Source organism: Flagellimonas yonaguniensis (assembly GCF_029193885.1).
Classification (GTDB): Bacteria; Bacteroidota; Bacteroidia; order Flavobacteriales; family Flavobacteriaceae; genus Flagellimonas; species Flagellimonas yonaguniensis.
In genome coordinates, this window is record NZ_JARFVB010000017.1 from 35,445 (window position 1) to 49,801 (window position 14,357).

General features: G+C 43.3%; 13 protein-coding genes. 8 read left to right on the forward strand and 5 right to left on the reverse strand.

All coding sequences use genetic code 11. The features are described from left to right. The 5 genes from PY092_RS17630 (at position 1) to PY092_RS17650 (ending at position 5,720) form a co-directional block, all read left to right on the forward strand. Positions 1-1,524 carry an HmuY family protein gene (locus PY092_RS17630; RefSeq protein ID WP_275617117.1) on the forward strand — a complete coding sequence of 508 codons (1,524 nt, stop codon included), beginning with the start codon at positions 1-3 and terminating at the stop codon, positions 1,522-1,524. A 208-nt stretch (positions 1,525-1,732) separates the two neighbouring features. Further along, positions 1,733-2,131, forward strand: a complete 399-nt coding sequence (locus tag PY092_RS17635) for an arsenate reductase family protein (protein ID WP_275617118.1) — start codon at positions 1,733-1,735, stop codon at positions 2,129-2,131. A gap of 41 nt (positions 2,132-2,172) precedes the next feature. Beyond that, complete coding sequence (locus PY092_RS17640) at positions 2,173-3,711, forward strand: AsmA family protein (protein ID WP_275617119.1); 1,539 nt, start codon at positions 2,173-2,175, stop codon at positions 3,709-3,711. Positions 3,712-4,202: 491 nt separating this feature from the next. Further along, positions 4,203-4,826: a bacteriocin fulvocin C-related protein gene (locus PY092_RS17645; protein ID WP_275617120.1), complete on the forward strand. Its 624-nt coding sequence runs from the start codon at positions 4,203-4,205 to the stop codon at positions 4,824-4,826. A gap of 48 nt (positions 4,827-4,874) precedes the next feature. Then, positions 4,875-5,720 (forward strand): TlpA family protein disulfide reductase, encoded by an 846-nt coding sequence (locus PY092_RS17650; protein WP_275617121.1) that lies wholly within the window; start codon positions 4,875-4,877, stop codon positions 5,718-5,720. A gap of 215 nt (positions 5,721-5,935) precedes the next feature. Here the strand turns inward: PY092_RS17650 and hemL are convergent, their stop codons facing one another. From hemL to PY092_RS17670, 4 genes are all read right to left on the reverse strand, one after another. Further along, positions 5,936-7,213 carry a glutamate-1-semialdehyde 2,1-aminomutase gene (hemL, locus tag PY092_RS17655; RefSeq protein ID WP_275617151.1) on the reverse strand — a complete coding sequence of 426 codons (1,278 nt, stop codon included), beginning with the start codon at positions 7,211-7,213 and terminating at the stop codon, positions 5,936-5,938. A 552-nt stretch (positions 7,214-7,765) separates the two neighbouring features. Beyond that, positions 7,766-8,608, reverse strand: a complete 843-nt coding sequence (locus PY092_RS17660; RefSeq protein WP_275617122.1) for a glucosaminidase domain-containing protein — start codon at positions 8,606-8,608, stop codon at positions 7,766-7,768. Beyond that, entirely contained in the window at positions 8,605-9,483 is an 879-nt protein-coding gene (locus PY092_RS17665) for a 1-aminocyclopropane-1-carboxylate deaminase/D-cysteine desulfhydrase (RefSeq protein ID WP_275617123.1), read from the reverse strand. Before PY092_RS17665 ends, PY092_RS17660 begins: the two co-directional genes overlap by 4 nt. Before the next feature lie 37 nt (positions 9,484-9,520). Further along, positions 9,521-9,850 carry a hypothetical protein gene (locus PY092_RS17670; protein ID WP_275617124.1) on the reverse strand — a complete coding sequence of 110 codons (330 nt, stop codon included), beginning with the start codon at positions 9,848-9,850 and terminating at the stop codon, positions 9,521-9,523. 174 nt (positions 9,851-10,024) lie between these two features. Here PY092_RS17670 and PY092_RS17675 point away from each other — a divergent pair, with 174 nt between their 5' ends. The 3 genes from PY092_RS17675 to PY092_RS17685 all read left to right on the forward strand — a co-directional run bounded on the left by PY092_RS17675 (position 10,025) and on the right by PY092_RS17685 (position 12,674). Beyond that, positions 10,025-10,186: a DUF5522 domain-containing protein gene (locus tag PY092_RS17675; RefSeq protein WP_275617125.1), complete on the forward strand. Its 162-nt coding sequence runs from the start codon at positions 10,025-10,027 to the stop codon at positions 10,184-10,186. Between the two features lie 62 nt (positions 10,187-10,248). Beyond that, positions 10,249-10,821, forward strand: coding sequence for a DUF4136 domain-containing protein (locus PY092_RS17680; RefSeq protein WP_275617126.1), 573 nt, complete (start codon positions 10,249-10,251; stop codon positions 10,819-10,821). Between the two features lie 101 nt (positions 10,822-10,922). Then, positions 10,923-12,674, forward strand: coding sequence for an aromatic amino acid hydroxylase (locus tag PY092_RS17685; RefSeq protein WP_275617127.1), 1,752 nt, complete (start codon positions 10,923-10,925; stop codon positions 12,672-12,674). Here PY092_RS17685 and PY092_RS17690 read toward each other — a convergent pair. Then, the gene (locus PY092_RS17690; protein WP_275617128.1) at positions 12,671-14,356 is read right to left on the reverse strand and encodes a M1 family aminopeptidase; all 1,686 of its coding nucleotides are present in this window, start codon (positions 14,354-14,356) and stop codon (positions 12,671-12,673) included. The two genes, PY092_RS17685 and PY092_RS17690, sit on opposite strands and share 4 nt — an antisense overlap. Position 14,357 lies beyond the last annotated feature (1 nt).

Here is a 14,357-nt window from a genome sequence, read left to right on the forward strand (position 1 = left end):
ATGAGAAAGACAATCCTTTTAAAAGCAATCGCACTCTTGCTCATCATCAGCTCTTGTAGCGATGATGAAGGCCAAGACCTGATAGACTTCACGGTAAACTTCACCAGTGAGACCGTGAGCACGAACGAGGAAGACACTTCTGTTGATGTACAGCTCAACTTTTCCAGACCTGCATCGGAAGCGGGAACCATTAACATTGCCTATACGGGAACCAATGCGGAATATGGAACGGATTTCACCACAACACCTGATGGGGGATCGGGAACCATTGCCATTAACGTAGCGGAAGGAGACCAAAATGCGTCTTTTACCTTTAACAAATTGACCAATGCCATCGAAGGCTCCACAAAATCAGTGAGCTTTTCCATTGATGGGTTTGACAACATCGATTGGTCCCAAGGTGCGGCAGCATCCACTTTGGTCAGCTTTACCCCTATTGCATCGACCAGTGGGGTAATCGATTCTGAAAATGGTGGCGCCACCATACCCAACCAAGTCTATTTTGATTTCAGCTCAGCGACACAGACCGTCGTTAAGCGAGACACATGGGAAATTGCATTGTACAACGGAACAGAAAACCGTGTGTTTTTGAACTCAGCCCTAGCTGTATCAGCTGTTGAGCTTACAGGGGTTACCGATTTACTAACCATTACAGAAGCTAGCAATCTTTCCGAACCTATGGAATTGATCGGTTTAAATGCCATGTTCCAACCGGAACCTGTAACGGTAAACACTGTATCCGAGTTATTGGAAGGCTTGCCAGTTGGGTACTACCAATACGGAAACTTGGATGAAGGTATTTCCTTTACCGACAATCCTGAAGGTACTTTGGAAGACACTGCCTTTAGCGAGGTATCGACCACGGCAGAGGAAAACCACGTTTATATAGTAAGTATGGGCAATGAAATTCCTATTGAAGGAGAATTGGAAGAGCCCATCGATCCAGGAAGCATTAACACTACTGGAGATCATAGAGGATTTTTAAAGGTAAGGATCTTGAGCGATGGCAATAACTACACCATTCAATATGCGGATTTGGCTGAAACCGATTCGTACAGTGAAGTGACCGTTGCCAAAGATGCCGCTTATAACCTTACCGCTTTTAGTTTGACCAATGGCGAAACCGTAAGCGTGGAGCCCACCAAAGAGCAGTGGGACATTAATCTCAGTGGCGTATTTGCTTATTATGGCGATTCAGGGGGGCTTGTTGCAGGCCTTACCTATTCTGATTATGTGGTGCACAATAATTTGGGGGGAGCAGGCGTATACCAAGTTATAGTTGAAGACGATGCCCCTACATATACTGATTTCAGTATGGGCAATGTGGATGAAGCTTCGTTTGTTTTCAACAACCGTTCCCAAATAGGAACCGGATGGAGACAACCCTATGGAGGTCCCGTTTATGAAGACAGATACTATGTTCTGAAGGACATTGATGGAAACTATTACAAATTCATGTTCACAGCATACACCAGCACAGAAGGCGAAAGAGGAAACTACCAATTTACCTACGAACGCTTGTAAAGATTCATTTATTCAGATGCTCAATACTCGGCCCACCATACCTTTTGTTATCCTATCATTCTGAGTGGTTCAGTTTGAGTTAGTTTGTGTGAGAAGCGGGGCCTAGGGTCCCGCTTTTTTTTGTTGATTCCCGTTCACGGCACGAAAAAAATGGTTAGCGTTAAGCCCAACCATTATAAATACGTTATTTTATATTAAAAGATTTTTAATGAAGGACAGCATGGGAGTAATAGCAACGAACAAACGCGAAATAAAACTTTTTTATAATGCAGAAACCAATAAAGGCATGCAGACCTTGGCCTATGCGAAATCTTCCAAGAAAAAAGTGTTGGACGTGAATCTGGACAAGGTAAAAGTCACGGCTACCCAATGGGCCGAATTGGCCAAGCTATTGGGTAAACCCATAAAGGAACTGATCAATACAGAACATCCGGATTTCGTTAACAACTACGGAAAAAACCTAAAACCATATAGCGATGAGGATTGGCTCAAAGTCATGGAGAACAGCCCCAAGGTAATTACCCAACCCATTTTGGTAAACGGCGAAAAAGCCGTTCAAATCGACGCCCCATCTAAGGTTTTGGCCTTTTTGGAAGATGAAGACTGATTCCTTCTCCCATACCCATTGAACACACCATTGACACCCTTATGCCACAACAAAACGTTTCACGCTACATTAAAATCACGGTCGGAATCATTCTAGTATTGATACTTACCACCGTTGTGGCCCAAATCATGTTTACCAACAAAGTGGAAACAGCACTGCAAAAAAAAGTACCCGCTTCACTTAACCTTACCTATGGTAATTTAAGTACGAATGTGCTTATGGGGAAAATCAGCCTGAGCGATGTTGGTGCCAATAATACGGAACAAAACATCGATTTTAAGGCAAAATCCATGACCATTTCCGGTCTCAACTACATTCCCTTGCTTCAAAATGGGGATATTACCATCAGCGAGCTTCATCTGGAAGCGCCAGAGGTCGTCTACCATCAAACCGAAAAAGACACTACTTCTAAAAAGGACAAAAAATCTCCATCCAAAACATATATAGTCAAAAGCTTCAATATCCAAGGTGGACGTTTTAAAATGCTGAACACAACATCCAGCAGTACAGCCATAGTAGAGGGCATCGATTTTACCCTTTCCGATATCAAATTCGACCAGGAAACCGCTCAACAAAGCATACGCTTCGCCTATGGTAATTATGAGCTCAATACCGACAAAGGCCATTTCAACATGAGCCCTTTGGAATTCATCGAGTTTGAGCACATGCAATTGACCCCTGATGTGGGCGGGTTCCAACATTTTGTACTGCGTACCAAATACAGCAAAGCGGAACTTTCCCAAAGATTGGCCGTGGAGCACGACCATTACGACCTTACCATCGACAATATCATCCTGAACAATTGGGACTTTGGCTTCGAGGGCGAACTGCCCTACTTCCACTTGGGCGCATTGGAATTACGAACACCCATTTTCCATGTGTATCGCGACAAACTGTTGCCCGACGACACCACGCACAAAAAACTCTACAATCAGGCACTTCGCGAGCTGGATATGGCCCTTCAGGTGGACTCCATTCAGATTTCGGAGGGACTTATTACCTATCGGGAGCGGTTGAAGGTCGATGTGGACCCCGAAAACCTCAGCTTTTCGGATATCGAGGCCAGTATCAACAACCTGCATACCAAAGGTAAGGGAGAAGTAACGGTGGATATCGATGCCAAATTGATGGACAATGGTCCTTTTACCCTGGACTGGAGCTTTGACCCCCAAAACAAGGCCAATACCTTTTTGGCAAAAGGCTCACTGTCCAATTTCCAGTCCGAAAGCATCAACCCGTTTTTAAAGACCAACCTCAATGCCGAGGTCAAGGGCACTATTCAGCAAATGTATTTTACCATTAACGGGAACGAACTGGAATCGCAGGGCGATATAAAAATGAAATACGACAACTTCGAGTTCACCGTGCTCAAAAAAGATGGTTTGAGTGTCAATAAAATACTTACCGCCGTAGTGAACCTATTTACCAAAAACGGCGAGAAAACGGATGAGGACGGCTTCCGGCACGGCGATTTCAAAGTGGGACGGAACCAGGATAAATCCTTCTTCAACTATTTATGGATTAACTTAAAAGAAGGCTTGGTCGACACCATGACGGGGCGTGGCAAAAAACGGGACTGAGTTTGGCATTTGCAATCAATCCTATTTTCCTGAAAAGGGACCGTTCCCAATTTTCAAGTTTTCATTGTCCACTCTCAAACCTTAACCCTTAACCTTCTACCTTTAGCCATTGCTCCTTTACCCTATTCTAAATTGTTCACTGCTAATTGACAACTGTTAATTCTCCTCTTTTATTGATAATTGTCAACGGTTCATTGCTAATTACAGAAAACCCCTAGTTTTTTTAAGGTTTTTGTACAATGTTATTGTTTTGAAAATTAGTAGTTTGCACTCCCAACCTCCCATTTATTTAATGCAACACGTATTGTACCTGTGACCGAATGTCATAGGGATAACCCCCTATACCTGTTAGTCAAAATACTAAGAGGTCACAAGGGGACTGGCCATCCAACGTCAAAACATGTGAAAGCCAAAAAAGACACCAAAAATAATTGGACGAGTATTCGAAAATCGAAAGAGTAGGTTATTACTAACATATTAAATTCTAAAGAATGTCCAATTATCTTAAAACACTTAACCTCATAACTATCATAGTTGTTTTTGTATCATCATGCTCAGATAATCAAAATGATTTATCGCATGACACGAACCAGTTACGTAGCATTTTTTTAAAGGACAAGGATTACAATCATGTAAAGAAAGATTATTTGTCCCTAGAAAATTCTGTAAAGACTGATTTATGGATAGAAAAACTAAATCAATTGCAGAACTCAAACCTACCCGAGAATCATAAAAACCTTATCCAAGAACTTACCATTGAACTTAAATCAGGTAACTCCAATGAAACTAAATTACGCTCTTTGGCCATTGAACTTGCCAAAATAACACCAGAGCATGATTTTTTGATGATGTTCGGGGCACTGGAAGATTATTCTCCAAAAATCGATGGAGGCTTTCATGATGACTTTATCTCAATAGAGTTACAAGAGAACCTGCAAAGCATAGGCTCATTTAACGAGAAAGCAAAAACAAACCTGACAGGCAAAGCACTACCAGAATGTAATTGTAGTTGGACTTGTGATTGGTACAACAACGGATATTCGGACACCAATTGCAACGAAACAACTACTGGCTGTGGCTTTTTATGGCTACAGAGTTGTGATGAAAAAGTTTAATTCCAGAAATCTGCCTCTGTAAATTCAGGGGCAGTAAAATTTTAATCTATGAAATTATTCTCCCAAAAACTTAAATACTTTATTGTTCCAGCGACATATATTCTAGCTGGTATCATCTCATATGGCGATCATTTTCATATACTGCCCCTGACCCTTATCGCATGTTTTTTGACAGCCTATTTTTTAAAAGAAAACATCAGGAGACAAATGTTATGGGCTCTTTTACCCCTATGGTTGTTAATATTGATTCCTTCTTTGATTGATTTGGATTTCAAGCGATCTCTCCTCTACTTAATTTTTATCCCCATAAGCGCATTGCTTGGTCGCTGGGCAAAAACATCATATTTTGCACCTAAGTTTGCTCTTACCATTTTGCTCTCCACATTTTTAGGAAAATTTGGTTATCCCAGTGTTTTTTTGGCCTTAACAGACGATTCGAAGTTTTATGACACCAAACCATTTCCAAAAAAACTGATTTTTACGGACAAGCATAAAGACACTATTCAATTTCAGAATAAAATAACTGTGTTGGATTTTTGGAACACCTCTTGCAAACCTTGTTATGAAAAGTTTCCCTACTACGAGAAAATAAGTAAAAAGTACCAACACCCTGAAATTGCCTTCTACTCGGTAAATGTTCCTCTAAAAAACCAAAGCTTTGAAGAACGCACCAAAGCGGAGGAAAAACTGGGTTACTCATACAAAACCATATATAGTGAAGCTTTGAAGAAAGTCCAGAAAAGCTTGGGTTTTAATTCCTACCCACATCTTATAATTCTAAATGATAGCACCATAATTTACAGTGGTAATTTTGTGACGGGCGAAAGTATCTATATTGACAATCTGGATAGGCAATTACAAAAAATAACACAAAAGAATAGCCTCCAATTATAACTCTATGAAATTTTTCAACACCAAAAAAAGAAACTGACGGGAATAGGTCTTGCTTTAGTTTTGTTCATCCTTTTATTCTTGAAAATTCTATTTGGTTAACACAGAGTAGCCCTATTTTTAAAATCAACCTTTCTTTTACCTTCTGCGGAATTAAAATTTCAAAAACATTAAATATAACCTGAAAAACCAACCTCAAAATCTTCATTTTTAAAGTCTTAAAACACCTTCCCCACCGCCTCAATAGTTCGATCCAAATCAACATAACTAAGGGCATCGTTTAAAAAGTAGCTCTCAAAAGCAGAGGGCGGTAAGTACACCCCATTCTCCAACATCCCGTGGAAGTATTTTTTAAAGGTATCGTTGTTGCCCTTCGCAGAGCTGGCAAAATCCACCACAGGCTCGTCCGTAAAGTGTACGGAGATCATACTGCCATAACGGTTAATCTGGTGGATCACACCTTTTTCCGTCAGGGTTTGGGCAATGCCTTTGTGCAAATACTCCGTTTTTTTGGCCAAACTGGTAAAAATTTCAGGTTGGTTGTTCAGGGCAGTGAGCATGGCCAGTCCGGCACTCATCGCCAAAGGGTTTCCGCTCAAGGTACCCGCTTGGTACACCGGTCCTTCTGGCGCCAAATGTGACATGATCTCCGCACGGGCCGCAAACGCTCCTACGGGCAGTCCACCCCCGATCACTTTTCCGAACATCACAATATCGGCATCAATGCCCAAGGCTTCCTGTGCGCCACCTTTTCCAAGGCGAAAGCCTGTCATTACCTCATCAAACAACAACAAAATACCTTCTTGGGTGCAGAGTTCGCGCAAACCTTTAATAAATTCATCTTTGGGTATAATACAGCCCATGTTCCCCGCTACGGGTTCCAAAATAATGGCGGCAATCTCGCCTTTATTGGCTTCCACCAAGGCTTTCACGCCCTCCAAATCATTATAATCGGCCAATAGCGTATCCTTGGCCGTGCCCTGCGTTACCCCAGGGCTGTTGGGACTACCAAAAGTAACGGCTCCACTCCCCGCTTGTATCAAAAAAGAGTCGGAGTGGCCGTGGTAGCAACCCGCAAATTTAATGATCTTCTCCTTGCCCGTGTACCCGCGCGCGAGGCGCACCGCACTCATACAGGCTTCGGTGCCGCTGTTCACAAAACGGATTTTGTCAATGTTCGGCACCATGGACACCGCCAGTTTGGCGATTTCGGTCTCGATTTCGGTGGGTGTTCCAAAGGATGTTCCTTTTTTGGCCTTCTCCACCACCGCATTGATCACAGGTTCGTAGGCATGGCCCAGAATCAGCGGCCCCCACGAAGCAATATAGTCGATGAGTTGGTTACCGTCTTCATCGTACAGGTAGGCTCCTTTGGCCTCCTTGATAAAAATAGGGTCGCCCCCGACGGCTTTAAACGCTCGTACAGGTGAATTCACTCCCCCGGGAATGTATTTTTTGGCCTCGGCGAACAAGGCACTGCTTCGTTGATAGATCATATATGTTCTGTGTCGTTCCTGTACTTCGGCTATGCTCAGCATAAACTCCGGCAGGAATCTGTTTTCATCAATTCTTTTTCGTCATGCTGAACTTGTTTCAGCATCTCATCCAATCAGCTTTTACTCCTAATGAGAACCTGAAACGAGTTCAGGTTGACGTTTGTCAGTTCGAGCGCAGTCGAGAACGACACGGCACCACATCTCGACTGCGCTCGATGTGACAAGCCATATAGATTTCGACCTGTTTTCCGCAAAGGTAATGATGATCATTCGTTTTGGGAAATGGATTTTGCGAATGCTTAGCTGATATTCCTGTGAACGTAGAAATCCATTTTATTTTTCCCTTGCTTGTCATTCCTGCGAAAGTAGGAATCCATTTAACCTTGTGGATTCCGCATCAGGTGTGGAATGACATGTAGAAAATATAAAGGTGCTCCGCTTAGCATTACAAGTTCGATATCAGTTCGAGCACAGTCGAGAACCACAATACCACAGCACTACGTAAGCACCCCTCGACTGCGCTCGGGATGACACCATAGACAGCTGTGAAAACTACTGCGCCACCCGAATATTGAGCACCTGACCGATGGAAATAATATTGTCGTTGAGATTGTTGAGGCGGCGAAGCTCGTCCACCGAAATATCATAGCGCTTGGAAATGGCATACAATGTATCGCCCTTTTGCACCTTGTGGGTAAAAACTTCGTACTGTCTGGTGTTTCGCACCGTGGGCAAACCGTTTTCCACAACCGCTTCGTCGTATTCATGAAGATTGTAGCTTTCTATGATGGAAATCAGTTTTTGCGGGTACTTACGGTCAGTAGCATACCCCGCCTGACGTAATCCGTGGGCCCATTTCTTGTAATCGTCCCGTCTGTAGTTGAACAAAAACGCATAGCGTGAGCGGGTGGATAGGAAAATACTGTGATCGCGGAAGGAATACATCGGGTGGTTGTACTTACGGAAACATTCGCCTTTGGCATCATCATCATGGAAATCGAACTCCCCTTCCCAACCAGCATGGCATTTGATTCCGAAGTGGTTATTTGTCTTCAAGGTCAATTCACCCCTGCCCGAGCCACTTTCCAAAATACCCTGTGCCAAAGTAATACTGGCCGGTATGCCATAGGCACGCATTTCGTACTGGGCAATCTCAGCAAAGGTCTCGATATAATCCTGGGTGTCCGAAATCGGGAAACGTTCAAAACGCCCGGTATCTTCCGGCATGGGGTACATACCGGCATCTTCTTTGGTCTCTTTACTACGGTTTACCGTAGTTTCTTCGGTATTGCTGACTACAGGAGCGCCCTTGCGTTGGGTCGTCCTTCTTTTTTTGGCACCACAGCTAGAGAGCAAAAGTGCCGCTATCAATACATATCCTATTCGCCTGATCATACGTCCAATAACGGTAAATTCTTCTTTTTCAATACAAGGTTCATGCCTTTTATGCCTTGCAGTCCCCCTGTGTGAATCGCCAAGATTTGGGTTCCTGGTTCAAAAACATCCTGCTTTATGAGATCAAAAATACCAAAAAGCATTTTACCTGTATAAGTGGGATCCAATGGGATGCCCGTTTCACTTTTAAAAAGGTTGATGAATGCAATCAGTTGTTGGTCCACTTTGGCATAACCTCCAAAATGATAATCGGTTACAAGCTTCCAACGGTCATTATGGACAAAGGTACAAATCTCCTCGATTAAAAAATCGCCCTTCAGTGCAGGGAAGCCCAAAACCGATTGATGCGGTCGTGATGCATTGATGAGTCCAGCTACGGTGCCACCCGTACCCGCAGCACTACAGATGTAATCGAATGTCACATCTTCATCGGTCAAGATTTCCGAACAGCCCTTTACTGCCAATGCATTGGTTCCGCCCTCGGGCAACAGGTATACATCGCCGAACTGTTCCTTCAATTTTTCAATAAAGGATGGGTCGTTTTTGTATCGATAATCACTGCGGGAGACAAAATGGAACTGCATACCGTGTTCATGGGCCAGTTTCAAGGTAGGATTGTTTTGCCATTTACCCACCAACTCTTCACCACGAATCACACCGATGGTTTTCAATCCCTGTTCCCAACCTGCATACGCCGTTGCCGCAATATGATTGGAAAAGGCCCCACCAAAGGTGAGCAAGGTGTCTTTACCATGCTTTTTTGCTTCAAGCAGATTGTATTTGAGCTTGCGGTATTTGTTTCCGGAAACAAACGGATGGATGGTATCCTCTCTTTTCAAGTAGAGCCGAATGCCCTTTTCTCGGAGAAGGGGCATGTCTATATGTTGATTGGGTATGTTCAATCCGAATAAATCAACGGGTCAGGTACTTTAAAAAACCAAAGGTTTTGCGCTTGGATAGATACTGCATATCCTTTTCATTGGCATAGGCCTCACGCTCGAAACTGATGTTCTGGTAAGCGCGATAACTGTTCAGGTAAAGTACGGTCCTAAACAACCATTCCGAGATATAGAGCACATAAAACGGTAGGATCAATAATTCGCGTTGTTGCTTCAAGTGGATACGCTCATGGTTGATGAGCACTTCATCCGTCTTTAATGAATCTTCCTTTAGGATAATGAAAGGCCATAGGGAGAGTCCCACATAATTTTTATAGAAGAAATGTTTGAAGACAACGATCAAATTGACAAATGGTTAGGTTATCTCTACAAATATAACTGCAAAAAGTGCTCAAAATTGGACAGTTAGCAGAAATCAATCAACATTTTCCGTGGACAACCTTGTTTTGAAAATCTTAAAAGCCTCGTGTTTTTGACACGAAAGCTGTAAATTTATATAACAAAAAGGTTGCCGTACATGAAAGAACGCATACCCTTGGAAGAGGGTGATTATTACCTGTCGGAACAAGGGTACAGGGTTTTTACAGAGAAATACCATTTAAAACGCGGTTACTGTTGCGAGAGTGGTTGTCGCCACTGTCCGTATGGATACAATGCAAAAACCAACACCCAAAAATAAGTGTTCGGCACAATATTTGTGATTTATTCACCTATATCTCAAGAATTTAAAAAAATAGTACTATGAAAAGTTTGAAACACTTCGCGTTAATTGCTTTGGCCTTTGGCTTATTGGCCTCCTGTACTTCGGTCAGGGTAGTGTCCGATTACGACCAAAAAACTGACTTCAATACCTATAAAAGCTATGCTTTTTACAAGACCGGTATAGATAAAGCCCAAATCTCCGATCTGGACAAGAAAAGAATATTACGCGCCATTGAAGCCGAATTGGGTGCTCGTGGATTTGTGAAATCAGACAATCCCGATGTATTGATCAGCATTTTTACCAAGGAGCGTGAACGTGTGGACATCTATAACAACAACGGCTGGGGCTGGGGTGGATTTTATAGCCCATGGGCCTGGGGGCCTGGTTGGGGCTGGGGTTATGGCTATGGAAACAATGTAAGCACCCGTACCGAAGGCTCTCTTTATATTGACGTGATCGATGCCAATAAAAAAGAATTGGTATGGCAAGGTCGAGGCGTAGGCACCCTGAACAATACCAAAAACATTGAGAAAAAGGAGAAACGTATCAAAGAATTCGTTTCGCAGATCTTGGAGGAGTATCCGCCCAATATGGCCATGGCCTCCAACTAAAATATAGACCGCCCAATGGGCGGTTTTTTATTACCCTTAACTTTCCTTAAGAAGATTTCCACTCCCTATTTCGTATCTTTAAGACGCACAAAAATTGACCTATGAGCTACGAATCCAATCCTATACTGGACAAATTACCGAAGCACCTCAAGCAATTCATAAAACCACAGAATTATGAAGAGTACACCGCCATTGACCAAGCTGTTTGGCGCTATGTAATGCGAAAAAATGTGGATTACCTAAGTAAGGTCGCCCACAGTTCTTATATGGATGGATTAAAAAAGACTGGGATTTCCATTGACCATATTCCCAATATGTATGGAATGAACCGCATCCTGAAAGAAATTGGATGGGCGGCAGTCGCGGTGGATGGTTTTATCCCCCCCTCCGCCTTTATGGAATTCCAAGCGTACAATGTACTCGTCATCGCTTCGGATATTCGCCAGCTCGAAAATATTGAATATACCCCTGCCCCCGACATTATTCACGAAGGGGCCGGGCACGCACCCATTATCGCCAATCCCGAATATGCCGAATATCTGCGTCGGTTCGGGGAAATCGGCTGCAAGGCTATTTCCAGTGCAAAGGATTACGAGCTCTACAATGCAGTGAGACATCTTTCCATCATCAAGGAAGCACACGGCACACCGCAAAGCGAGATTGACGAAGCTGAAAAACATATTGGACATCTGCAGGAAAACATGGGCGAACCCAGTGAGATGGCCTTGATTCGAAATCTGCATTGGTGGTCCGTGGAATACGGTTTGATAGGCACCGTGGACCACCCAAAAATTTACGGCGCAGGGTTGCTGTCATCCATTGGGGAAAGTACATGGTGCATGACGGACAAAGTGAAAAAAATTCCGTACACCATTGAAGCGGCACACACAGAGTTTGATATAACCAAACCGCAACCACAACTATTCGTAACCCCCGATTTTGCCTTTTTGAGTCAGGTGTTGGAGGATTTTGCCAATACCATGGCCGTACGGACGGGTGGACTTTCAGGGATTAAAAAACTGATTGGTTCCAAAGCACTCGGCACCATCGAATTGAGTACAGGACTGCAAATCTCCGGAGAGTTCAGCAATGTCATCGAAAATGATGGCAAACCCATATACATTCAGACTACAGGAGGAACGGCTTTGGCCTACCGTGAAAAAGAATTGGTCGGGCACAGCACAGCACACCATGCGGATGGTTTTGGTTCCCCCATCGGGAAATTGAAGGGTATCAACATTGCCATCGAGGATATGGGGCCTCGTGATCTGAAAGCCTACAAAATCTATGAAGGTGAAGAAATTGTATTGGAATTCGAAGGCGGAATCAAAGTAGAGGGAACTATAGTGACGGGCACCCGAAACCTCATGGGGAAAATCATTCTCATTACTTTTGAAGATTGCACTGTTACCCAGAACAATAAGGTTCTATTTCAGCCTGAATGGGGATTGTACCACATGGCCGTTGGTCAACACATTGTATCAGCTTATAATGGTCCCGCAGACTTGAACAGCTTCAATTTGATGAGCCACCAGATTACGGAAAGCACCATCAAACTGAAAAAAGATGAAAAAAGGATACAATTGGAGCGGTTCTATGAGCAAATCAGGCATTTTAGGGAAGGTAAAAACACTACGGTTTCACGAAACAAAGTGCTTCAGGCCCTTAAAAAAGACCATCCCAAGGACTGGTTATTGCCCGTGGAATTGTACGAACTCGCCAAGCAGGACAACAATCAGGAATTCCAGCAAGAGTTGTTGGAACACTTGGAACACATTAAGCAGGATAACCCAAAATTGGGCCATTTGATTGATGATGGGCTCCAGCTTGTAGATACAGCATTGGTCAGTTAGAAGCCTAGCTTTTCCATATTTGCCGTAGTAGGTTTCAATTGGGGAACCTCAGCTTTTGTAACGGGATAAAAAGAAACATTGAACTCTTTACCGTTTCTTTTCAGGCCCAGTTTAACTTGGTGTTCAATACTGCCCTGCCAAATGCTTCGGGAAAACACCTTGTCGCCCACTCGAACACCTGCTTCCCATGCCTTGCTCCCTTCCGCCACGCCGGCAATTTCTTTTCTGTCCTTGGTAAATTCAAATCCAAGCTCGTAAATGTCACTTTCAGGGCTGTAATCCAATCCTAAATCATCAAACAGGGCTGCCAAATCCACTTTTTGGCCTTCTTCAATGTACTTTTGGAAAACAGGTTCAAAATCACCTTCCCAGAATCCATCCATCATTCCAACAAAATAGTCATGGTTGACTTTTTGGTCCTTGGTGGTCGCATCGGTATGGATTTGATGCATCACATCATCCAAACTTTGCTTGCCGCCACTTATTTTTTGGATATTCCGATCCAGATAAAAGGCAAAAATCGTCCCTCTCCAGTAAGGCAGTTTGGAATATTCATAGCTGGTCCAAAAGTTATCATAATTGATTTCGGAATTCGGAGCCTCTCCCACCGATGATGCATATAGATCACGAATGGTTCGGTTCATCTCTGCAATAAAAAAAGTACCGTCCAATTCATTGATATTGTTCTTTGCGATGTTTTTGAAAGTGTAATACTCGGTAAATCCCTCACTGAACCAATACTGTTCTTCTTCGTTCTCATTATGGATGGTGTGCCCAAGCCAATTATGCATCAGCTCATGGTTAAAAAGATATACCATCTGACCTATATCGGTCTGATCATTATTGGAAACCGAGGTCGCGAAGGAGTTGGTCAGTCCCGTTCCTTGAAAACTGCTGCCATTCTCTAGCGGAAAAGGTTGCATGATTACCGTAAAGTAGGTCTGGGAATGGTCGTCCCAAAAATTGCGCTGATACGTAAGGGTTTCTTCCAGTACCTTAAAAACATCTTCGTCTTTGAACGGAATCCATTCGCCACGAGTAGCCAAACTAATCCGGTTCCCCTCTATCTCTCCATTAAATACCCTAAAATCCCCTCCAACAAAAATGGCACTTCCAAACAAATCCATGTTCTGATCTTTCAACAACTGAACTCTTTCTTGACTACCAAAACTGTTGTGAATGGTGTATCCCTCCTCTGGAAACGATGACCAGTCGAGCAGAATGTCCAGCTGCTCCTCGGTATTTTCAGGCACCATGAACATATTGTGCGAAAACACATGGAAATACTCTTGATTGATGATAGGACGGTAAATTTTGTCCGTAGAAACATCCTCTTTGAAATCCTGCTTCAAAAAATATTCGAATTCCAACTCTTCTACATCCTTCGGATGCATCAAAACTATGCGGTTGCTATCAGCATCCTTTTCAACGGCACCTTCCACATTCAACAATGCCATACTGCCCAATGAATTGTATAGATCCGTCTGCCCCCAAGCGTCATTTGGAAGCGACAATTCCGTTGTTCCATCTGGACTGGCCTCCAAGGTCATGGTAATTTTGAGTTGGGGAATACTATCGACAACTACGGAAGCAATTTCGTAGCTAATATCGGATTCTGGTTGATGCTGACAGGAAAATAGAATAGTGGCTAAAAGGGCGGTTAGCAGTACTCTTTTAAACATG

Excerpts from the sequence above, each read along its gene's own strand:
- PY092_RS17630 (WP_275617117.1), top strand. The coding sequence starts at position 1 with ATGAGAAAGACAATCCTTTTAAAAGCAATCGCACTCTTGCTCATCATC.
- PY092_RS17635 (WP_275617118.1), top strand. The coding sequence starts at position 1,733 with ATGAAGGACAGCATGGGAGTAATAGCAACGAACAAACGCGAAATAAAA.
- PY092_RS17640 (WP_275617119.1), top strand. The coding sequence starts at position 2,173 with ATGCCACAACAAAACGTTTCACGCTACATTAAAATCACGGTCGGAATC.
- PY092_RS17645 (WP_275617120.1), top strand. The coding sequence starts at position 4,203 with ATGTCCAATTATCTTAAAACACTTAACCTCATAACTATCATAGTTGTT.
- PY092_RS17650 (WP_275617121.1), top strand. The coding sequence starts at position 4,875 with ATGAAATTATTCTCCCAAAAACTTAAATACTTTATTGTTCCAGCGACA.
- hemL (WP_275617151.1), bottom strand. The coding sequence starts at position 7,213 with ATGATCTATCAACGAAGCAGTGCCTTGTTCGCCGAGGCCAAAAAATAC.
- PY092_RS17660 (WP_275617122.1), bottom strand. The coding sequence starts at position 8,608 with ATGATCAGGCGAATAGGATATGTATTGATAGCGGCACTTTTGCTCTCT.
- PY092_RS17665 (WP_275617123.1), bottom strand. The coding sequence starts at position 9,483 with ATGCCCCTTCTCCGAGAAAAGGGCATTCGGCTCTACTTGAAAAGAGAG.
- PY092_RS17675 (WP_275617125.1), top strand. The coding sequence starts at position 10,025 with ATGAAAGAACGCATACCCTTGGAAGAGGGTGATTATTACCTGTCGGAA.
- PY092_RS17680 (WP_275617126.1), top strand. The coding sequence starts at position 10,249 with ATGAAAAGTTTGAAACACTTCGCGTTAATTGCTTTGGCCTTTGGCTTA.
- PY092_RS17685 (WP_275617127.1), top strand. The coding sequence starts at position 10,923 with ATGAGCTACGAATCCAATCCTATACTGGACAAATTACCGAAGCACCTC.
- PY092_RS17690 (WP_275617128.1), bottom strand. The coding sequence starts at position 14,356 with ATGTTTAAAAGAGTACTGCTAACCGCCCTTTTAGCCACTATTCTATTT.